This window comes from Dokdonia sp. Asnod3-C12 (assembly GCF_045063975.1).
In the GTDB taxonomy this organism is placed as follows: Bacteria; Bacteroidota; Bacteroidia; order Flavobacteriales; family Flavobacteriaceae; genus Dokdonia.
In genome coordinates this window covers 901,554-920,777 of the sequence record NZ_JBEFNY010000003.1, presented here as the reverse complement: position 1 = coordinate 920,777, position 19,224 = coordinate 901,554, and the positions used below count along the sequence as shown (strand labels likewise).

21 protein-coding genes are annotated in these 19,224 nt (G+C 36.8%); 2 read left to right on the top strand and 19 right to left on the bottom strand.

Annotation, left to right across the window (positions count from 1 at the left end; all coding sequences use genetic code 11):
* Positions 1–76: 76 nt before the first annotated feature.
* Both cydB and ACJJVW_RS04280 read right to left on the bottom strand, forming a co-directional pair.
* On the bottom strand, positions 77–1,114 hold the full coding sequence (gene cydB / locus ACJJVW_RS04285; RefSeq protein ID WP_298330510.1) for a cytochrome d ubiquinol oxidase subunit II: 1,038 nt from the start codon (positions 1,112–1,114) through the stop codon (positions 77–79).
* Between the two features lie 2 nt (positions 1,115–1,116).
* Positions 1,117–2,511 carry a cytochrome ubiquinol oxidase subunit I gene (locus ACJJVW_RS04280; protein ID WP_405250853.1) on the bottom strand — a complete coding sequence of 465 codons (1,395 nt, stop codon included), beginning with the start codon at positions 2,509–2,511 and terminating at the stop codon, positions 1,117–1,119.
* Positions 2,512–2,725: 214 nt separating this feature from the next.
* Here ACJJVW_RS04280 and ACJJVW_RS04275 point away from each other — a divergent pair, with 214 nt between their 5' ends.
* Complete coding sequence (locus ACJJVW_RS04275; protein WP_405250852.1) at positions 2,726–3,091, top strand: hypothetical protein; 366 nt, start codon at positions 2,726–2,728, stop codon at positions 3,089–3,091.
* 69 nt (positions 3,092–3,160) lie between these two features.
* Positions 3,161–5,266, top strand: a complete 2,106-nt coding sequence (locus ACJJVW_RS04270) for a TonB-dependent receptor domain-containing protein (protein WP_405250851.1) — start codon at positions 3,161–3,163, stop codon at positions 5,264–5,266.
* Positions 5,267–5,334: 68 nt separating this feature from the next.
* Here the strand turns inward: ACJJVW_RS04270 and ACJJVW_RS04265 are convergent, their stop codons facing one another.
* The 17 genes from ACJJVW_RS04265 to ACJJVW_RS04185 all read right to left on the bottom strand — a co-directional run bounded on the left by ACJJVW_RS04265 (position 5,335) and on the right by ACJJVW_RS04185 (position 19,035).
* Positions 5,335–5,808 (bottom strand): Dps family protein, encoded by a 474-nt coding sequence (locus ACJJVW_RS04265; protein WP_108876974.1) that lies wholly within the window; start codon positions 5,806–5,808, stop codon positions 5,335–5,337.
* 57 nt (positions 5,809–5,865) lie between these two features.
* The gene (locus ACJJVW_RS04260; protein WP_108876973.1) at positions 5,866–6,531 is read right to left on the bottom strand and encodes a peroxiredoxin; all 666 of its coding nucleotides are present in this window, start codon (positions 6,529–6,531) and stop codon (positions 5,866–5,868) included.
* 183 nt (positions 6,532–6,714) lie between these two features.
* On the bottom strand, positions 6,715–7,593 hold the full coding sequence (gene cysM / locus ACJJVW_RS04255; RefSeq protein ID WP_405250850.1) for a cysteine synthase CysM: 879 nt from the start codon (positions 7,591–7,593) through the stop codon (positions 6,715–6,717).
* A 7-nt stretch (positions 7,594–7,600) separates the two neighbouring features.
* Positions 7,601–8,386 carry a serine O-acetyltransferase EpsC gene (gene epsC, locus ACJJVW_RS04250; protein ID WP_013751212.1) on the bottom strand — a complete coding sequence of 262 codons (786 nt, stop codon included), beginning with the start codon at positions 8,384–8,386 and terminating at the stop codon, positions 7,601–7,603.
* A 92-nt stretch (positions 8,387–8,478) separates the two neighbouring features.
* The gene (locus ACJJVW_RS04245; protein WP_405250849.1) at positions 8,479–9,786 is read right to left on the bottom strand and encodes an FAD-dependent oxidoreductase; all 1,308 of its coding nucleotides are present in this window, start codon (positions 9,784–9,786) and stop codon (positions 8,479–8,481) included.
* A 192-nt stretch (positions 9,787–9,978) separates the two neighbouring features.
* On the bottom strand, positions 9,979–10,764 hold the full coding sequence (locus tag ACJJVW_RS04240) for a carbonic anhydrase (protein WP_405250848.1): 786 nt from the start codon (positions 10,762–10,764) through the stop codon (positions 9,979–9,981).
* 3 nt (positions 10,765–10,767) lie between these two features.
* Positions 10,768–11,493: a DUF2490 domain-containing protein gene (locus ACJJVW_RS04235; RefSeq protein ID WP_148235994.1), complete on the bottom strand. Its 726-nt coding sequence runs from the start codon at positions 11,491–11,493 to the stop codon at positions 10,768–10,770.
* A 1-nt stretch (position 11,494) separates the two neighbouring features.
* Positions 11,495–12,511, bottom strand: a complete 1,017-nt coding sequence (locus ACJJVW_RS04230; RefSeq protein WP_405250847.1) for a DUF3365 domain-containing protein — start codon at positions 12,509–12,511, stop codon at positions 11,495–11,497.
* Between the two features lie 23 nt (positions 12,512–12,534).
* The gene (locus ACJJVW_RS04225) at positions 12,535–12,795 is read right to left on the bottom strand and encodes a DUF202 domain-containing protein (protein WP_035335795.1); all 261 of its coding nucleotides are present in this window, start codon (positions 12,793–12,795) and stop codon (positions 12,535–12,537) included.
* A 3-nt stretch (positions 12,796–12,798) separates the two neighbouring features.
* Positions 12,799–13,065 (bottom strand): heavy-metal-associated domain-containing protein, encoded by a 267-nt coding sequence (locus ACJJVW_RS04220; protein WP_035335796.1) that lies wholly within the window; start codon positions 13,063–13,065, stop codon positions 12,799–12,801.
* Positions 13,066–13,203: 138 nt separating this feature from the next.
* Entirely contained in the window at positions 13,204–13,548 is a 345-nt protein-coding gene (locus ACJJVW_RS04215) for a rhodanese-like domain-containing protein (protein WP_339850170.1), read from the bottom strand.
* 177 nt (positions 13,549–13,725) lie between these two features.
* On the bottom strand, positions 13,726–14,043 hold the full coding sequence (locus tag ACJJVW_RS04210) for a rhodanese-like domain-containing protein (protein ID WP_405250846.1): 318 nt from the start codon (positions 14,041–14,043) through the stop codon (positions 13,726–13,728).
* A gap of 6 nt (positions 14,044–14,049) precedes the next feature.
* Entirely contained in the window at positions 14,050–15,456 is a 1,407-nt protein-coding gene (locus ACJJVW_RS04205; RefSeq protein WP_405250845.1) for a rhodanese-like domain-containing protein, read from the bottom strand.
* A 160-nt stretch (positions 15,457–15,616) separates the two neighbouring features.
* The gene (locus tag ACJJVW_RS04200; RefSeq protein WP_405250844.1) at positions 15,617–17,029 is read right to left on the bottom strand and encodes a rhodanese-like domain-containing protein; all 1,413 of its coding nucleotides are present in this window, start codon (positions 17,027–17,029) and stop codon (positions 15,617–15,619) included.
* Between the two features lie 198 nt (positions 17,030–17,227).
* Positions 17,228–18,040 (bottom strand): sulfite exporter TauE/SafE family protein, encoded by an 813-nt coding sequence (locus tag ACJJVW_RS04195; RefSeq protein WP_339850131.1) that lies wholly within the window; start codon positions 18,038–18,040, stop codon positions 17,228–17,230.
* A gap of 75 nt (positions 18,041–18,115) precedes the next feature.
* The gene (locus ACJJVW_RS04190) at positions 18,116–18,748 is read right to left on the bottom strand and encodes a Crp/Fnr family transcriptional regulator (protein ID WP_144784973.1); all 633 of its coding nucleotides are present in this window, start codon (positions 18,746–18,748) and stop codon (positions 18,116–18,118) included.
* Complete coding sequence (locus ACJJVW_RS04185) at positions 18,748–19,035, bottom strand: DUF983 domain-containing protein (RefSeq protein ID WP_405250842.1); 288 nt, start codon at positions 19,033–19,035, stop codon at positions 18,748–18,750. The genes ACJJVW_RS04190 and ACJJVW_RS04185 overlap by 1 nt, the downstream gene beginning before the upstream one ends.
* Between the last annotated feature and the right edge of the window lie 189 nt (positions 19,036–19,224).

Sequence of the window (19,224 nt, the reverse complement as noted above, 5' to 3'; positions counted from 1 at the left end):
GATTGTAATAAAGAAAGCACACTAGGATATCTAGTGTGCTTTCAATGTGAGGATTATACTTTTTTAAAACACTCGTTTAATAACTGTGGTCATCTAGTTTTACTTTACCTGCAAAGGTTTTATACACAAAGAAAGTATATCCTAAAACGAGCGGTGTTCCTATAGCAACCATTGTCAAGCTTATGCCTAAGGACTTATCTGAAGATGCGGCATTGTAAATAGTAATACTATTTGCCGGATCAATTGTTGAGTATAGCAGCGTAGGGTATAACTCTATAGCTACAAGGACCATCATTAAAGAAATGGTAAGTGCAGAGAAGAAAAAGGCTATCTTAAAACGCTTTTTGTGAGCCAATCTCGGGATGTTTGCGATACTTAAAAACGTAAGTATTGGTATAATAAATAATGCTGGAGTTGCCTTAAAATCATCAGATAGATGAGGTATGTAAATAAGCGTGTATAAAGATGTGATTAGAAAGAACACTATAAAAAGAATAATGGCCTTTTTAAGAAGTCCTTCAAGTTTATCAAAAAGTTTTCCTTCTGTTTTGAGTAGTAAATAGATAGCTCCGTGGGTCATAAATAAGAATAGTGTAGTAAACCCAGTGATGATGGCATACGGATTTAAAAAACCAAGAAATGGACTTCCGTCATACTCTAGATCTGGACCTATAGGAATTCCTTGTAGTACGTTGCCCATTACGACACCTAGTAAAAACGCTAGCATGATACTACTCACACTGTAGCATATATCCCACATTTTGCGCCACCATAGCCATTCTTCTTTACTTCTAAATTCTATAGCAATTGCTCTAAAAATGATAAACATTAAAAAGAGCATAAAAGGGATATATAAGCCAGAAAAGAAAGTGGCGTACATTACTGGGAAACCTGCAAAGAGCGCTCCACCACCTATGACCAGCCAAACTTCGTTACCGTCCCAAACAGGTCCTACAGCATTAAGAGCGATACGCCTGCTAAGTTCTTTTCTAAAAAACAAATGCCAAGCGCCTGCTCCAAAATCAAAACCATCTAGTATGGCATATCCAGAAAAAACACCTCCTACCACAAGAAACCAAAGTGTAGGGTAATCTATACCTAATAAAGTTTCCATAGTTATGAGTTTAGAGTGTTTGCAACTTGTTCTGTAATCTCCTTAGTAAAGGTTCTTTCTTCCATATCATCGTCGTCTTCTTTATAAGGGCCGTGTTTGATCTTTTTAGTCAACAAGTAAAGGAATAAGAAAAGTAATAAAGCGTAAACCACAAAAAATAGTACCAGTGAGAACACAATTTGATTTGCAGTAACGGCTTGTGAGAAAGCCTCAGAAGTCCTCAAATGCCCATATACTACCCAAGGTTGTCGTCCCATCTCTGCAGCAAACCATCCTACTTGATTACCTAATTGGGCTAATATTACAGATGGCACAAATATCTTGAGCAACCATTTTGTTTCAAACAGCGTACCTCGCCACCATAAAAAGCAAGCAAAAAGCGTAAGCCCAATGAAGAACATACCGATTGCAATCATAATATGGTAAAACTGGAAGACCGCATTTACTTGTCCAGGTCTGTCTTCTTCTGGAAAGGCATTAAGACCAGTTACTGGAGCGTCAAAATCTTGATGCAGTAAGAAAGATAATCCTCCTGGTAATTTAATCCCTGTGACTTCTTGTGTCTCATTATCAACCCAGCCAAAAAGATATAAATCTGCAGGGCCACTTGCATCATAATGCCCTTCTAGCGCAGCTAGTTTTGCTGGCTGATTAACAGCAACGCCCTCTGCCGAACTGTGACCAGTGACTAATTGCATTAATGAAAAGATAGTGGCAACTCCTAACGCAATTTTAAAAGCCATTTTAGAAATCACAACATAACGTCCTTTAATAAGGTAATATGCATGTACACTAAGTACTAAGAATGCTCCAGCGAGAAATGCTGCAAACCACGTATGCGTAAGTCTATCTACACTTGATGGATTAAAAACCATCGCCCAGAAGTCTGTAATCTCTGCACGCGCATTCATTCCTTCTCCTACAATATGATAACCAGCAGGCGTTTGCTGCCAGCTATTTGCTACCACAATCCAAACGGCAGAAAACATAGATCCTAAAAATACGCCTATGGTTGCAACGAGGTGTACCCAAGGTTTTACACGGTTCCATCCAAAGAGTAAGATACCTAGAAATCCGCTTTCTAGAGCAAAGGCAAAAATACCTTCGGCGGCTAGTGCACTGCCGAATATGTCACCGACATAGCGAGAATATGTTGCCCAGTTTGTACCAAACTCAAACTCCATTACGATTCCCGTAACCACTCCTATCCCAAAGGTGAGTGCAAAAATCTTAGTCCAAAACTTGGCAAGGATGTGATATTGTTCATTTTTTGTGCGTATCCACAAGCTTTCCATAATCACCATAATAAGACCTAGGCCTATGCTCAATGGTGGGTAGATGTAGTGAAAGGAGATGGTGAATGCAAACTGGATTCTAGCAAGAATTTCGGTATCCATAGTTCTTAAGATTTTGTAAACAAAAATAAAAATTAAACATTTTTAGATAGGTAACTATGGTTACATAAGGGAAGTTTTAATTTTTTTCTTTGTGTAACCTAGGTAGCTTATAGAAAGTAGATTTCTCAATATTTTTGACTAGTTAACTTTTTTAATTACGCTTTCGCGAAAGCGTACCTATCATCTATATTTTTATTTAGTGAAGCTGTTTGCCATGTCCATATTATCATTGTTACTCTTGAGCAATAGCTTAAGAGTATCTGCTGTTTATGGATGGTACACGCTGGATATAGAAAGTTTTGTAGCACAATTATGTGAGAACACAGACAAGCCTGAACTACAATGTAATGGAAAATGTTATCTAACTAAAGTAGCAGCCAATACATCATCTCAAGATGAACAAAAGACTCCAATTCTAGAATGGGATCAATTGGTTTTTTGTCAGCTTGAGTTGAGCTTCCAAGAAGTAGTATTTGTGCCAGCCACAAAAGGTAATAATCATCACTACACGACTTTGTATAGTGATATGTTTTCTTACTCCATTTTCCATCCTCCAAAGGTGTATCCTTTTTTTATTTAGAAAAGGAGAGGAGATAGATGTATGCTATTTCCTCCATATCACTGTGATGTAATTTGGAAAAAAGAAACAATGAATATAAAAAGAATTGCGCTTCTGTGCGCACTTATACCTGTATCAATGATAGCTCAAGAAACAGGAAAAAAACAAGACACAATAACTTCAAAATCTATTCAATTAAATACAGTACTTGTCACTGGACAAGGAAATACAGACCCAGTACTAACTACAGTTAAAACAGATCTTCTTAAGAAAGTAGTGCAACCCAAAAATGTAGCCGACTTATTTAATGATTTCAACGGGTTTTCATTAATTAAACGAGGTAACTATGCCATAGATCCGTCATTTAGAGCTAGTCAGTATGAACAGCTTAATATTCAATTTGACGGTGGTACAAAGGCAGTGCACGCTTGCCCTAACAGAATGGATCCTATTACCACTCATGTTGTGCCCGAAGAGATAGAGCGTATTGAGGTAATAAAAGGGCCGTATACCGTGAGGTATGGAGCAACTTTTGGCGGAGTGATTAATCTAGTGACTCAGAAACCTCAATCTATGGACAACGGCTTGCATGGTCGTGTAAATACTGGATATGAATCTAATGGTAATTCTCTCGTATCTTCTTTATCGCTAAATCAAGTAACTGAGAAATATGATATCACTGCAAATGCTGGTTATCGTGATTTTGGTAATTATGAAGATGGTGATGGTGTTGAGATTCCTTCGTCCTTTAGAAGTTTAGATTATGGTTTGAGGTTAGGGTATAACATAAACGATAACCAAAGAATTCAAGCGCACTGGAGACAATCATTTGGGAGAGATGTATTACACGCTGGATTACCAATGGATACAGAAGAGGATAATAGTTCAATTTTGTCCATAGACTATAAGAAGACTAAGGAGAATGGTTTTATAAAAGAGCTTAATGCAAAAGCATATTACTCTTATGTAGATCATATCATGTCTAACGAAAACAGACCTTCGTTCATGACTACAGAGGCGCTGTCTGCTATAGACGCTACTACGGCAGGAGGGAAACTAGAGTTAAAAATGAAACCAACAGATAATTGGATTCTCTATGGAGGTCTTGATGCCATGCTTATTGCAAGAGATGGTGGTAGGACTAGAGTTGTAAAACGTAATATGATGGGTATGGAGCTTGCAGAACCTTTGGTCTTTCAAGATAAAGTATGGCAAGACTCTTATGTAAATGACTTTGGGGTATTTGTAGAAAATAAATATGCATTCTCAGATAAGACTATGCTTACTGCAGGAGTGAGATATGATCTTGTAGTCTCAGACATTCAAGATCCAGAGGCAGATTTCCAGGCGCTATATAATAACTTAGAGCAGCGAGAGGAACATAATATCTCAGCAACGGTTTCTGTTAAGCATAAAGTGTCAGATAATGCAACTTTAGAAGCAGCTTATGGGCGTGGCGTACGATCTGCAAATATGATAGAGCGTTATATAAATCACTTCTCTGTAGGACAAGATCCTTTTGAATATGTGGGAAATCCTTTTCTAGAAGCTGAGGTAAATAACCAGTTTGAAATAGGAATAAAAGGTAAAAAAGTTTTAACTACGGGAATTGATGCAATTAGGTATGGCCTGTCGGGGTATTACTCATTTTATGAAAACTATATTGTAGCTGTAGTAGACCCTGCACTAGATCGTAAATTTATGCCTACGGCACAACCGCAAGAAGTAAAACGATTTGTGAATCTTGATAACGCTTACAAAACAGGTTTTGAAGCCGATGTAGCAATCGATTTTGCTCGTTATTTCAATGTTAATACAAGTCTCTCTTATGTTTATACTAAAAATAAAGATCTAGATGAGTCGCTGCCATTAACGCCTCCTTTGATTACAAGACTAGGAGTAGGTTTTGAAAAAGATAGATACTGGGCTAGTGTAGATTATACAGTGACATCAAAACAGGATGAGATAGCGTCAAGCTTTAGAGAGCAAGAAACTGCAGGTTATGAAACCTTAGACGTGCGTTTTGGTATGGAAGTTATTAAAGACTTTAATGTAGGTCTAGCAGTCTTAAATGCATTTGATGAGACTTATAATAATCACCTCAACTTCTCTTTTGTAAATCAGGCAGATTTTACAAGAGTACCTATAAACGACCCAGGTAGAAATTTCTCTGTATTTGTACAGTATGGATTTTAGATGGTAGCTATAGAAAAAGCCCTTTTGATTTTATCAAAAGGGCTTTTTTATTATGTAAATCCTAAGTACTAGTTACGGTATGCAGAGAGCATCCATACTAGCTTTTCTTGTTGTGTGATGTAATCACTCATTAAAGCAACAGTACCCTCATCACCACCATCTCCAGCAGTTGTGAGTATCGTTCTTTCCTTTTGTAATAAAACCTTTAAAGACTCAAGGATGTTATCTATAGCCTCTTCACCATCAGTTACATTTTTGGCAGCTTCTATGTCTGAGCTGTTTAAGTAGTCCTTAAATGAATGAGTAGGAGTAGCACTTAGAGTAAGTACGCGCTCTGCGATTTCATCTACTTTAAGAAGTGCGTCATTATATAACTCTTCAAACTTCACATGTAGTTCAAAAAATTTCTTTCCAGTAATATTCCAGTGAAAACCTCTTAGGTTCATGTAAAAAATCTGGTAGTTAGAAAGTAAGTCGTTAAGTTGGGTTGCTGTGGTTTGAGATGTCGAAATATCTAAACCGATGTTGTTTGTATTGCTCATAATAGAGATATTGTATGGTTGTTTTTTATTTTATTATAAAGCGTAAATAATCATTTTTTAGATACTCTTCTTTGCGAGATACCAAGTAACTTTTTCTACAGAATCATCTGCAAGTCTCTCGTTTAATGCGTCTAGTGTTTTAGGTGGAGAACAAATCACTTGATCACCTCTTTTCCAGTCTAGTGGCATAGATACCTTATGCTTATCTGACATTTGAAGTGCATCTAGCGCTCTTAGAATTTCATCCATATTACGACCTACATTAAGCGGATAATACATAATAAGACGAATTTTTTTGGCAGGATCTATAAAGAAAACAGCTCTTACTGCTGCAGTCTCACTCTCGTTAGGCTGTAACATCCCGTATAGCTTTGATACCTTCATATCAATATCTGCGATGATAGGAAAATCAAAGTAAACACCTGTGTTTTCTCTTACGTTTTGAACCCATCCTAAGTGAGCGTGTATACTGTCTATACTAAGACCTAGTAGTTCTGTGTTTAAGGCGTCAAATTCTGGTTTTCTAATCGCGAAACCACTCATTTCTGTGGTACACACTGGAGTAAAATCTGCAGGGTGAGAGAACATCACTGTCCACTTATCCTTTGCAAACTCAGACATTTTTATAGTTCCCTTAGTCGTAACTGCCTCAAAATCTGGTGCTGTATCACCTATTCTAGGCATTGAGATTACTTGTTCTGGCAATAGGTTTTCTTTATCCATAATAGTATATATTTATCGTTATGTTTTATTATATAAATATACGTTATAGATGTAGGTGGCTTAGTAACCTATGTTACATACTTAGTTTTTTTAAAATAACTTTAACAAATGAGGGTAGTTACGCTTTCGCGAAAGCATAATTACCCTCATTCTATTTATACTATATTATGAAGTAAGTAATCACTATTCAAATAAATCTGACGAAAGATATCTATCTCCGCGATCACAAATGATGCTTACTATAACTCCGCTTTCTAGTTCGCTAGCTAGTTTTAGAGCAGCCGTAGTTGCGCCACCGCTACTCATACCTGCAAGTATTCCTTCTTCTTGTGCTAGCCTTCTAGCCATGGCAATAGATTCATCACGACTTACTTCAATCGTTCTATCTACTTTTGAAGCATTAAAGATTTTTGGCAAATATTCTTGTGGCCATTTACGTATGCCCGGAATGCTTGATCCATCTGTAGGTTGTACTCCTACAATCTGGATATCGCTGTTTTGTTCTTTTAAAAATGTTGAGGTTCCCATGATGGTACCTGTGGTTCCCATAGAAGATACAAAGTGCGTTACCTCACCTTGAGTATCTCTCCATATTTCTGGACCTGTGGTTTTGTAGTGAGCTTGCCAGTTATGATCATTTGAAAACTGGTTAAAAGAGAAGTACCCTTCATTTTCAACCTTATCAATAGCATAATCTCGAGCGCCTTCTATCCCGTCAGGGTGAAGTGTAACTTTTGCTCCATAAGCTCTCATGGTTTGCACACGTTCCTTAGTTGCCTTTGAAGGCATTACGAGTTCTATTTCTAGCCCATAAATAGCAGCAATCATGGCAAGTGCTATACCTGTATTACCACTTGTAGCCTCAATAAGCTTTGTGCTTTTATCTATAGCGCCGCTATCTAGCGCGCTTTTAATCATATTATAAGCAGCTCTGTCTTTTACACTACCTCCAGGGTTATCACCTTCTAGTTTAAAATATAAACTCACATTTGGGTTTGTATTTAATGCTATTGACTTGACTATGGGAGTGTTTCCTATTTGATCTAAGAGTGTCTTATTCATTGCTTATTTATTTTTTATTGCGAATTTCTACTTTAGGATTGTGGAGTACTATAGAGTTTTGAGGTACTGTCTTTGTCACCCAAGTATTACCTCCTATGATACTATCTTTTCCTATAACTGTAATTCCACCTAGTATTGTTGCATTTGCATAAATGGTAACATTATCCTCAATGGTAGGGTGTCTTTTTATGCTCTTTAAATCCTTGTTTACCGTAAGTGCACCTAGGGTAACTCCTTGATACAGTTTTACATTATTATGTATTTCGGCAGTCTCTCCTATCACCACTCCGGTACCATGATCAATAAAAAAGGATTCTCCTATTTGCGCTCCTGGATGAATATCTATACCCGTAAGCTGGTGTGCATATTCTGTCATTAGTCGTGGTATGAGTGGTAAACCTAACTCATAAAATTCTCTTGCCATTCTATAAATCGCAATAGCAAAAAAACCAGGATAGGCTAGGTACACTTCTTCTAGAGATTGTGCAGCGGGATCATTGCTATAAATAGCCTCTGCATCCTTTTTTAAACTACAAAAGAGCGTAGGTATTACAAGTGTAAAGTCATCCCATTTTTTACACGGACTACCTTTAATCTCTGGACAAGCAAGATCTCTTATGGTAATAAATAAGGCTTCAAGAGTCTCAAGAGTCTTTTCTGTATCTGTTCCATTATCAAACAGTGTGTTAAATAACAACTGTGTAAATCGTTGCGATTCTTGCTTCAATAGAATGGAAACTTTGATTTCCTTTTTCTGTTTATTGATAGATGTAATTAAATCGGTATAATTCATTTTTATATCTCTGTAGGTAATTATAAAACATTAGTTAATGAAAAAGAGACAAAATTGATATTTTGTCTCTTTTTTAACGCGATAGTCGGGGCTTATACGTTGTCTCCCTTCATCATTTTATTCCAGTATAAGTAGGGTAGCATATATTTTTTAAGCATCCAAAGCCTCCAGTGTTCCTTAGAACTATCTTTTATTAATAGTTGCTTGAGTTTAGGATCTGGTGTAAAGTTGTTATGATAATCAAACTCTGCTAGCACCATCTTGCCATAATCTGTTACTAGTGGGCAAGAAGAGTAGCCTCCATAAGATTGCTTACCTATTGTATTGCTCTGCATGAGTTTAGATAAATTATCAACTACGATAGGTACTTGCTTGCGGATTGCGGCACCAGTTTTTGCAGTAGGCAGTGCGGCTACATCACCTAAGCCAAAGATGTTACCATATCTTTTATGTTGCATACTGTGTATATCTACATCAAGCCATCCAGCATCATTCACTAGCTTAGAATCTCGTATAAATTGAGGCGCAACAGATGGAGGTGCAGTATGTAGCATGTCATAATGTATTCCGTACTTATCACCTTTCTTGGTCACCTTAACATTCTTGTAATTATATTGGAAAGTCTCGTCTAGATATTTTCCATCATCATCACCAGACATTACAACACAGCCTCCAGCAGAGATGTCTTTTGTGAGCTCGTACCATGCAATCTTATTTTCACTGTCTACTTCAACGAGTCTATGATTAAATCGTAAATTAATGTCCTTGCGATCTACAACTTCCATGAGTGTTTTTGCAATTTCCTTAACTCCAAAAATGATGGTTCCTGCAGTAGCAAATACAATATCAGTTTTTGATGCAGTGTCACTTTTTCTCCAGTGATTCTCTGCTAGATACATGATTTTTTGAGGCGCTCCTCCACATTTAATAGGAGTTGCAGGTTGTGTAAATAATGCAACACCACCTTTAAAGTTCTTTATTACATCCCATGTATGTTGAGGATCTGTATAATTACTACACACAACACCTTTATCCATTGCTTGACCTAATCCAGGTACAAGACTAAAATCATAAGCAAGGCCAGGAGCAACTACGAGATAGTCATAAGTGATGTTTCCAGAGCTAGCGGTGTGTACCGTATTATTATCTGCATCAATAGCAGCTGCTTTATCTTTGATCCACTTTGCTCCCTTAGGAATCACAGCAGACATGGGTTTACCTGTCTTTTTAAAATCATAGGTACCGGCACCTACAAGCGTCCATGCTGGCTGGTAGTAGTGTGTGTCTGCAGGGTCAATGATAGCTACGCTATTCGTTTTTTTGTTTTTAAGAAGTTGAGCGGCAGTCATGATACCTGCGGTACCTCCTCCTATTATTAAAACTTGAAAATGTAAAGCCATAGATGTCATTTTAGTGTTGATGATTTAAAAATAGTCGAATACTTAAGGAATTACTGTAACTCAAGTTACATAGACGTAAAAAAGGTAAACTAGTGTGCTAAAGGAACTTCTATAGAAGAATTTCAAATAGAAGTATACTTGGCTCCTTAAGGTAAACTTGTACCTCGAAGTACTATAAAATAATATGCAGTGTTACCTTGACACTCTAATTACCCTGCCATTTTGTGGTTGCTCATCTCTATAATTATTGAGTGGCATCAAGGCTTTTAATTTTTCAACTTGTTCTAAAGATACCGTTATAGGCTCCTTAAAAATAAACCATTCTACACGCTCCGTGCAAGGTGGTGTGGTAAGAGATCCCGTGTAGTTAAAATATGTTTTGTCCTCGGGTAGGTTTAAATTCATATCAAAAGCAGTGTCAACAACCTTGGTTTCTTCTACATTCAAAGGAAGATAGCTTTCTAAAAAATCAAAAGGAGAGCTACTTACACCTTCTTTTGCCATTACAGCAAACACAGCATATTCTCCAGCATCACTTATATGCACAAGGTGTAAAACCATAGGGTAGCGCACTCCGTCTATTAAATGCTCTGCGGGCTCATGAAAGTGAAACTGTTTTAGCTCATACCTTTTGTTATCTAATGTTATATAATCTCCCGCATCAAAATTATATTGAATACTATGTCCATTATTTACTACATCATGTATGTGTGTGCTATCAGAATAAGTGATGTTTAAAGGAGCAAGTGTTTCATCTAGTTGATAATTCACAATATTTATAGGAGATTGATACTTGCCGCCACAGTCAGAATTTACTTCAAGTTCTTTCCAGTGTGAAGGACCTGTCTCGCCATTATAGCTCCAGTGCTTCTCTGTGTGTGCGTTGTTGTTTTGGTTGTTATCAGTATGCGTAGTTGCTTTATTTTGACAACTAGTAACCGCTATAAGTATAGATATTCCGGCGATAAGCAATTTCATCTATTATATTTTATAAGTTAATGTAGTTTCCCAGATTCGGTTATTTCTAAAGATGCTTCCTCTTTTTGCATAGATGTCATGATAGCCAGATCGAATGTGTATATGTTCGCTGGCGCGAAAACCTACTCCTATAAACATCCAGTTCTGATCAAGTTTTTCTGGTCGTAAACCATTGCCAAAGGCTAAAAAAGCCTCATCATATATCACTAAACTTAGAGATTGATTTGATGTAAAAGTTTTTACAGGAACCGTAATCTGAAATTTATAACGGAATCGATTTCTGTAAGTAGTACCATCTATTAAGAATGTACCACCATCATTCTCTGTTATTTTATCAATAAAGCGCTCCTCAAAACGTAGCCTGTGATCAAATGAGAATTTTGAAAACTTATGCTTTATCGTAAGTTGTTGAAATACATTATTTTCAGTAGCATCAATGGGTGTGCTATAAGAAGCGTAGTTGTAGTTTTTTATATAACTATACCCAATGGCAATATCTAAATCATTTTCAAACATATAATGCACAAAAGGACGAATCACAATTTGCTCCCAATCTCTTAAGAAGTTAGTGCGTCTTGCGTTAAGCTCTACATTTACCGCCCATTGATCATTGAACTTTTTTACAACATTTATGGTGTTCCAGCTGCTGTAATGTGTTTTGTTTTCATCTTGTGCGTGAGCATTGTATAAAGTGGTAATTGTAAAAACTAGCGTGATAAAAAACCTCATACTAATTCTCATATGAGATACTCCAAATACCGCGTACTTCATTCACGTTATAACCCACTGCTTTATCTGTAGGGTAAAGATTTTTAATGGAAGAAAGAACAGCAGGTTCAATATCTATTGTAGGAGTGCCATGACATTGTAAACACATAGAATTTGTAGTAATAGGGTAATAAAAGTTTACTTTATCGTCCACTAATTCTGTTACTGGCTCATAATCTTCATCACTTGCTATTAGTTTTTTAAAATGTGTTATGATGCTTAGTTCTTTTTGAGAAGCTTGATTTGCTGGATTGCGAGGCTTGTCAGACACTCGCCTTATTCTCGCATTTTGAACCACAGCCATACTATCAGTAATAGGGTAGGCTTTTTTATTGCAGAAAGAGACAGCTTCAAGAGTGCCTTTATTCTGTATAGTACCCATTAGGTTTTTTCCTAACTCTTGTTTTGTTTGTAGTGCGTAGCGCAAACCTATATCTGCCTTGTTTTCAGTTTGAAAAGAGGCTAAGGTGTCTTCTATTTTACCATCATTTCTATATTGCATCTTGCCTTTGCTCTCTTCCTCTATGTGCTCTTTAAACCATGCTGGCTCATCTATTTTGTAGTCATACATATAATCTGCAATGAGCTCAATTTCCTCTTTAGGAAATGGTTGGTAGGGCATAAGGCCAAAACGCTTTACGGCTCCTCTCATTTTTGATGATTCCTTAGATGGTTTTTGTACAAAGTTCCAGACTCCAGCTTTAAACTCTTCCTTAGTCGTCTCATCGTTCATATAATGAGATTTTACTGCAACCATAGGAGGTGCTATCCTTCCTTCGTGACCCGTAGAGGGATTGTGGCAAGCGTAGCACTTTGATTCCATTAACTTCTTTCCTGGGTGGCTTACAGCATTAGTGATATTATCTAATTCTGGTGTCACACCTGACTGGCTCACATATGTAGTCTTTTGTGACTCGTTACAACTTGTAAGTAGTATTAGTGTGAGTACAAGGGGCAGGTAAAAAAGAGATGGTTTCATAATGTTATGAGTGTAAATTTGATTTAAGCTGCGTAATACCTTCTAATGCTTCTTTTTACATATAAGAAACGTATTAAGCCTATTAGAAACAGTGCAGGCGCTATGATGCTTAGCATAAAGCCTATCCACTTTATTTCTGTTAGAATGTCAAGTTTGATAATCGCTAGACCAGAACTCAAAAACACAATAAAGGTTCTAAAGTAAGCTAGAAAAGTACGCTCGTTTGCAAGTTTTGTTCTGTCTATCGCTAATTTGTCAGTGAGTGATAGTGATAATTTTTTCATAAGTCATTTCATTTTTCCGGTAGCGCAACTTACAAAAGATTTTGCCTTAGAGAGCACTCCATTTTCATCTTCAATAGATGGGTAGCCTAATGACTTGAGCTTTTCTTTTACACTTAAAGCGTCTTCTGTACCTTGAGCAGTAAAGGAAACAGTAGCGGTTTCGGTGTCCACATGTACGTTTGATATATTGTCAAGTTCAGATATTTTTGATGTGATTGTTTTTGCACAACCACCGCATTTTAAGTTCTGTACTATAATTGATGTTTTCATGAGATATGTGTTGAGTAAATAATTATCTAAAGATGCAGCTTGATGTAGGAGCCTTGTGAGTTCTATGTTACGCTTTCGCGAAAGCGAATTGAAAAAGATGTGATAGAATAAGCCTGTTTTTAAACAGATGAATAAGCATTACTGCCAAGCCATAAATCCTCCTTTTAAATCAAAAATCTGTTTGAATCCTAAGCTATCTAGGGTTTTTGAGGCTTTCTTACTTCTGTTTCCAGATCTACAGTAGATATAAATAGGCTCTTCTTTATTGTAAGAGTTGAAAGCAGAAATGAAATTTTCTTTATCAAAAACATCAATGTTTACAGCTTTCTTAATGTGACCGCCATCGAACTCATTCTTAGTTCTCACATCTACTAACTGCACTTTTTTATCTGTGATAGCGGTTTTAAAGTCGGCTGTGCTTAGAACAGTGATATTGCTATTTTGTTGAGGTTTACCTCCAAAGAGAAATGATAATATGGACATAATAAGGATTGTTGATTTCATTATTTTTTTATTAAAGATAGTCCTCTAGTTTCCCATTGCCAGTAACTTAAGTTACATATCATGTTAAATTAAAAACGAGATTATCATTACTGATAACCTCGTTTTTTACTAACCAATCAATAAGACCATAGTCATCACTCTATGGAATGTCTTTGTTTAAACTGGAATTACGGTTTTACCATTCCAGTCTAGCATTCCACCTACTAGATTAAACGTGTTTTTTATCGCTAGATTATCTAATGCTCGGCATGCTTGACCACTACGATTACCACTTCTACAGTACACGTAGTAATTCTTTGTTTGGTCAAGTTTTTCTATTTCTTCCTGAAACGTAGCGCTGTTTAAAAAATCAATCATTACTGCATTTTCAATGATACCCTCACTGCATTCTCCAGGAGTTCTAACATCAAGAATTATAGCATTGCTGTCATTCTCAATTGCCGATTCCCAATCTACTTGTGATATATTTTTCATAGTCTTTTAAAGTGTTGAAGGACAAACAAAGGCAGACACCGGAATGCCAGCTTCTTTAATATCTTTAAAGCCGCCTTGTACGTCTATTAAGTTATGAATTCCTCTACTTTTTAATATAGATGAGGCTATCATACTTCGATAACCTCCGGCACAATGCACATAAAAAGGTTTGTCTGGAAATTCAGCTAGATGATCATTTAAGAAATCTAGTGGTGTGTTGTTTGCTCCAAGTACATGTTCTGATAGGTACTCACTTTCTTTACGTACATCAAAAACAGGTTTGTTACCTTTTTCTAATTCGTTTTTAAAACCATCTGCTGTGATAGAACTTACGGTATCGTATTCCATGGCAGCATCTTTCCAAGCATCAAATCCTCCTTCCAGATATCCTATTGTGTTGTCAAACCCTACACGAGATAACCTAGTAATGGTTTCTTTCTCTCTACCGTGCTCTGTAACTAGCAATAAAGGTTGTTTTACATCTGCAATTAAGGCGCCTACCCATGGAGCAAAACTCCCATCTAGGCCTATAAATATAGATCTAGGGATATGCCCTTTGGCAAATTTATCTTGATGACGTACGTCTAGTACGATAGCTCCTGTCTCATTTGCAACAGCTTCAAAAGCTGCTGGAGATAGTGCATGCGTACCTCTTTTGAGTACGTCTTCAATATCTTCATAACCTTCTTTGTTCATTTTGACATTAAGAGGGAAGTACTGAGGTGGTGGTAATAAACCATCTATCACTTCTGCTATAAATTCTTCCTTAGTCATATCTGCACGTAGTGCATAATTCATTTGCTTTTGATTCCCTAGAGTGTCTACCGTTTCTTTCATCATGTTCTTTCCGCAAGCAGATCCAGCTCCGTGAGCAGGGTATACCGTAACGTCATCTGCTAGCGGCATAATTTTATTACGTAAGCTATCATAAAGAAAACCTGCGAGATCTTTTTCTGTGAGTTCGCCCATTTTTTGAGCAAGATCTGGTCTTCCCACGTCGCCTAGAAATAAGGTGTCTCCACTAAATATTGCATGATCCTTCCCGTCTTTATCTCTAAGAAGATACGTGGTGCTTTCCATTGTATGACCAGGCGTGTGTAACGCTATAATTGTAATGTCACCTAGCGGAAATTCTTGTCTATCTGTTGCGATAATAGCATCAAAACTTGGGTTTGCATTTGGTCCAAAAACAATAGGAGCACCTGTCGCCTTTGATAAGGTTATGTGGCCGCTCACAAAATCTGCATGAAAATGAGTTTCAAAAATATATTTGATTTTTGCATCATCTTGTTTTGCCCTATTTAAATATGGCGTTACCTCTCTTAAAGGGTCAATGATAGCTACTTCACCATTACTTTCAATGTAATAAGCTCCTTGAGCTAGACAACCAGTATATATTTGTTCAACGTTCATAAGTGTATTTTTTTTACGCTTTCGCGAAAGCGGACTCAACTATTAATAACGTAAAATTAGCTAATAGAAACAGTTGCTACAGTAACATAAGTTACAAAGGAGGAAAATAAATAGAGCCCTTATCCTTAATAGGGTAAGAGCTCTACAAAGTAATAGCTGTTTACAATAAAGTGGTAGGGCATACATACTCAGACCTAGGAACCGTAGTTTCTGTAATTTGAGCAAAACCACCTCGTACATCGCTGAAATCTTTCCAGCCTCGTTGCTTTAAAATAGAAGCGGCAATCATACTTCTATACCCTCCAGCGCAGTGAAGGAAGAAAGGCTTGTTTTTTGGGAATTGTGCGAGATGCTGGTTAATCTCATTGAGAGGCACGTTAATAGCCCCGAGAACGTGTTCTGATAAGAATTCGCTTTTTTTACGTACATCAAAAACAAGAGGTTGTCCCATTTTATATTCGGCTTCTAGCTGTTGAGGTGAAATACGGGCGATTGTTTCAAAATCTTTGCCGCTCTCTTTCCATGAGGAGAAGCTATTTTTTAAGAACCCAATTGTAAAATCATAACCTACACGAGAAAGTCTAGTAATCGTCTCCTCTTCTTTGCCTGGATCTGTTATTAATAAAATTTTTTGTTTTACATCAGGAATCATTTCTCCTACCCATTGTGCAAAATTACCGTCTAAGCCTATGTTTATGCTGTTAGGTATAAAACCTTTTGCAAAAACTTCGGCATCGCGAGTATCTAGCATAAGTGCAGCTGTTTCATTTGCTATTATTTCAAAGGCCTCTGGATCAAGTGGCTTAGTTGCACGATCCATTATAGTGTCTAGGCTTTCATATCCTTTAATGTTCATCAAGACATTTTGTGGGAAGTATCCAGGAGGTGCGGTAAGTCCAGTAAGTACAGCTTTGATAAACTCATCTTTAGTCATTTCTTGAAGCGCATAATTGAATTTTTTCTGATTCCCTAAGGTGTCTGTGGTTTCCTTACTCATCATTTTACCACAAGCAGATCCGGCACCATGATTAGGGTACACAATGAGATTGTCATCTAGGGGCATTATTTTGTTTCTCAAAGAGTCGTACAAGTGACCAGCGAGTTTTTCTTCTGTGAGGTCAGACACTACGTGCTGCGCAAGGTCTGGACGACCTACGTCACCTATAAAGAGTGTGTCTCCAGTGATAATACCGTGCTCGTTTCCTAGTTGGTCTATGAGAAGATATGTTGTGCTCTCCATGGTATGACCAGGAGTATGGATAACTTTAACTTTGTAATTACCTACCTCAAAAATTTGACCATCTGTTGCTATAATAGCATCATAAGCGGGTTTTGCTTCTGGACCATAAACAATATTAGCTCCTGTTTTTTTATGCAAATCAAGGTGGCCACTTACAAAGTCTGCATGAAAGTGTGTTTCAAAAACATACTTGATTGTTGCATTATCTATTTGTGCACGTTCTATGTATGGTTGCACCTCTCTTAAAGGGTCAAAGACTGCAGCTTCTCCGTTACTTTCGATATAATATGCTGCATGAGCAATGCATCCTGTATAAATTTGTTCTACTTTCATTTTATGTGGATTTTTAAATTACAACAACATAAAAGTAAGCAGTCATTTCAAGTGTGTAGGTTACTTAAGTTACACAAACGTAGATAGTTTATAAACTATGATATTTGTCATGTTATGTCTTGGTAGCGACAAGTGTTCACACAAAAAAAGGGCTATTTCTTATGATAAGAAATAGCCCTTTTTTAATTTTTATTCTCTTTAGTGTTTTACAAAAAACTCCATGTAAAAAATGAATATGGCCATTACAAATATGAAGTAGCCAAAACCTCTTTTTAATTTATCTCCATCTATAAAATTACTGAGGTAGCTACCTATAAAAATCCCTGCAAATGATATGCTTGTAAATATGGAAAGAAATAACCAGTCTATATCCATGGTTAAGGCATCTCCTAGAAAGAAGCCCATCAATGATTTAAAAGCGATAATGATTAAAGAAGTACCTACGGCAACTTTCATTTCTACATTTGCTAGTATAACAAGAGCGGGAATGATGAGAAAACCTCCTCCAGCGCCTATCATTCCAGTAATACCTCCTACGATGAGGCCTTCTATTAAAATAAGTGGGTAATTGTAAGTGACAGTGCCGTCACCTTTTTGTTTATTATCTTTTCTTTTTTTGAGCATAGAAAAGGCTGCAGGAATCATGAGTACCGCAAAGAGTCCAAACATTGCCATCCTACGTGTAAACTCAAAATCACCTGTGGTAAATAAAATATCTGGTAATGCAGGTACTACGTAGTGTCTCACAACGGTAACTCCCACAATAGCGGGTAGTCCAAAAACAATTGCTGTTCTCCAGTCTACATAGCCCTTGAGATGTTGTTTAAAACCACCTACGAGCGCACTTGCTCCTACAATGAATAAAGAATATGCGGTGGCAACTTTTTCATTTACAGAAAATAAGTAAGCTAGTACTGGTACAGCGAGTATAGAACCACCACCACCTATTAAACCTAAAGAAATGCCGATGATCAAGGCACTTATATATCCAAGTATTTCTAGTATCTCCATTATAAACTTCTTTGTATTGAGAGACAAAAATAGACTTGCTATAACGACCTAGGTGTAACCCAAGTTACTTAAGGTCTATAAATCTATAATTTGGATATTATTTCTGTGTAATTCAATTTTTCCTAAGTTCTCTAATTTCTTAAGAAGTCTTGATACCACTACTCTTGAGGTGTGCAATTCGTAAGCAATCTCTTGATGCGTGTTATGAATAATTTGCTCATCGTTTACTCTCGCCTTTTCTTTTAAGTAGTTTAAAAGGCGTTCATCCATATTGTCAAAAGCGATACTGTCCAGAGTTTGTAATAGCTCGTTAAGGCGGTTGTGGTAACTCTCAAAAACAAAATTTCTCCAAGACTTGTACTTAGCCGTCCATTCTTCCATTTTCTGTACAGGTACCATAATGAGCTTGGTGTCTGTCTCTGCAATTGCTCGTATTTCACTTTTAGTTTGTCCCATGCAGCAGGTCATTGTCATAGAGCAGGTATCTCCTTTTTCTAGATAGTAGAGGAGAAGCTCATCTCCATTTTTATCTTCTCTTAATACCTTAATTACTCCAGAGACCAGTAGCGGCATTCCTTTTACATAGCCGCCTATTTCCATGAGTTTAAAACCTTCGGGAACCTCTTTGTAAGTGCCTACTTGGAGTATTTCATTGATAAGTTCATCTTCAAAGAGATGACCGTAACTGGCTTTTAGTTCTTGAATCATTATGCGGCTTTTTTAAGAATGCTAGGGTCATATTTAAAAAAGAAATGAGCCCAAATAGATTTTGATACGGCACCTATGTATGGCATTGTGATGATTAACGCAATGACGATACTCGTTAGAATACCTGTAGGTCCAAAATCTAAACCAAAAATAAGGGTTAAAACATAAACGCCCACGGCAACTGCGATTCCCACACCATAAGATACGTACATAGAGCCGGTATAAAAACTTGGTTCTATACTATATTTTAGTTGGCATTTAGGACAGTTCTTTTTAACCTTATTCATGTTAGAAAGCTTATAAGGATGCGCCTCAAGAAATTCACCTTCTCTGCATTGAGGACATTTTAAAAATAAGATGCTATATATTATCGATTTACCCATGGACAATTCAGTTTTTTATGTAAAATTAAACCTATTAAAATATGCTCACGGTAACTTATGTTACATATTGTAATATTTAAAATTAGTTATCTT

Excerpts from the sequence above, each read along its gene's own strand:
- cydB (WP_298330510.1), bottom strand. The coding sequence starts at position 1,114 with ATGGAAACTTTATTAGGTATAGATTACCCTACACTTTGGTTTCTTGTG.
- ACJJVW_RS04280 (WP_405250853.1), bottom strand. The coding sequence starts at position 2,511 with ATGGATACCGAAATTCTTGCTAGAATCCAGTTTGCATTCACCATCTCC.
- ACJJVW_RS04275 (WP_405250852.1), top strand. The coding sequence starts at position 2,726 with ATGTCCATATTATCATTGTTACTCTTGAGCAATAGCTTAAGAGTATCT.
- ACJJVW_RS04270 (WP_405250851.1), top strand. The coding sequence starts at position 3,161 with ATGAATATAAAAAGAATTGCGCTTCTGTGCGCACTTATACCTGTATCA.
- ACJJVW_RS04265 (WP_108876974.1), bottom strand. The coding sequence starts at position 5,808 with ATGAGCAATACAAACAACATCGGTTTAGATATTTCGACATCTCAAACC.
- ACJJVW_RS04260 (WP_108876973.1), bottom strand. The coding sequence starts at position 6,531 with ATGGATAAAGAAAACCTATTGCCAGAACAAGTAATCTCAATGCCTAGA.
- cysM (WP_405250850.1), bottom strand. The coding sequence starts at position 7,593 with ATGAATAAGACACTCTTAGATCAAATAGGAAACACTCCCATAGTCAAG.
- epsC (WP_013751212.1), bottom strand. The coding sequence starts at position 8,386 with ATGAATTATACCGATTTAATTACATCTATCAATAAACAGAAAAAGGAA.
- ACJJVW_RS04245 (WP_405250849.1), bottom strand. The coding sequence starts at position 9,786 with ATGGCTTTACATTTTCAAGTTTTAATAATAGGAGGAGGTACCGCAGGT.
- ACJJVW_RS04240 (WP_405250848.1), bottom strand. The coding sequence starts at position 10,764 with ATGAAATTGCTTATCGCCGGAATATCTATACTTATAGCGGTTACTAGT.
- ACJJVW_RS04235 (WP_148235994.1), bottom strand. The coding sequence starts at position 11,493 with ATGAGGTTTTTTATCACGCTAGTTTTTACAATTACCACTTTATACAAT.
- ACJJVW_RS04230 (WP_405250847.1), bottom strand. The coding sequence starts at position 12,511 with ATGAAACCATCTCTTTTTTACCTGCCCCTTGTACTCACACTAATACTA.
- ACJJVW_RS04225 (WP_035335795.1), bottom strand. The coding sequence starts at position 12,795 with ATGAAAAAATTATCACTATCACTCACTGACAAATTAGCGATAGACAGA.
- ACJJVW_RS04220 (WP_035335796.1), bottom strand. The coding sequence starts at position 13,065 with ATGAAAACATCAATTATAGTACAGAACTTAAAATGCGGTGGTTGTGCA.
- ACJJVW_RS04215 (WP_339850170.1), bottom strand. The coding sequence starts at position 13,548 with ATGTCCATATTATCATTTCTCTTTGGAGGTAAACCTCAACAAAATAGC.
- ACJJVW_RS04210 (WP_405250846.1), bottom strand. The coding sequence starts at position 14,043 with ATGAAAAATATATCACAAGTAGATTGGGAATCGGCAATTGAGAATGAC.
- ACJJVW_RS04205 (WP_405250845.1), bottom strand. The coding sequence starts at position 15,456 with ATGAACGTTGAACAAATATATACTGGTTGTCTAGCTCAAGGAGCTTAT.
- ACJJVW_RS04200 (WP_405250844.1), bottom strand. The coding sequence starts at position 17,029 with ATGAAAGTAGAACAAATTTATACAGGATGCATTGCTCATGCAGCATAT.
- ACJJVW_RS04195 (WP_339850131.1), bottom strand. The coding sequence starts at position 18,040 with ATGGAGATACTAGAAATACTTGGATATATAAGTGCCTTGATCATCGGC.
- ACJJVW_RS04190 (WP_144784973.1), bottom strand. The coding sequence starts at position 18,748 with ATGATTCAAGAACTAAAAGCCAGTTACGGTCATCTCTTTGAAGATGAA.
- ACJJVW_RS04185 (WP_405250842.1), bottom strand. The coding sequence starts at position 19,035 with ATGAATAAGGTTAAAAAGAACTGTCCTAAATGCCAACTAAAATATAGT.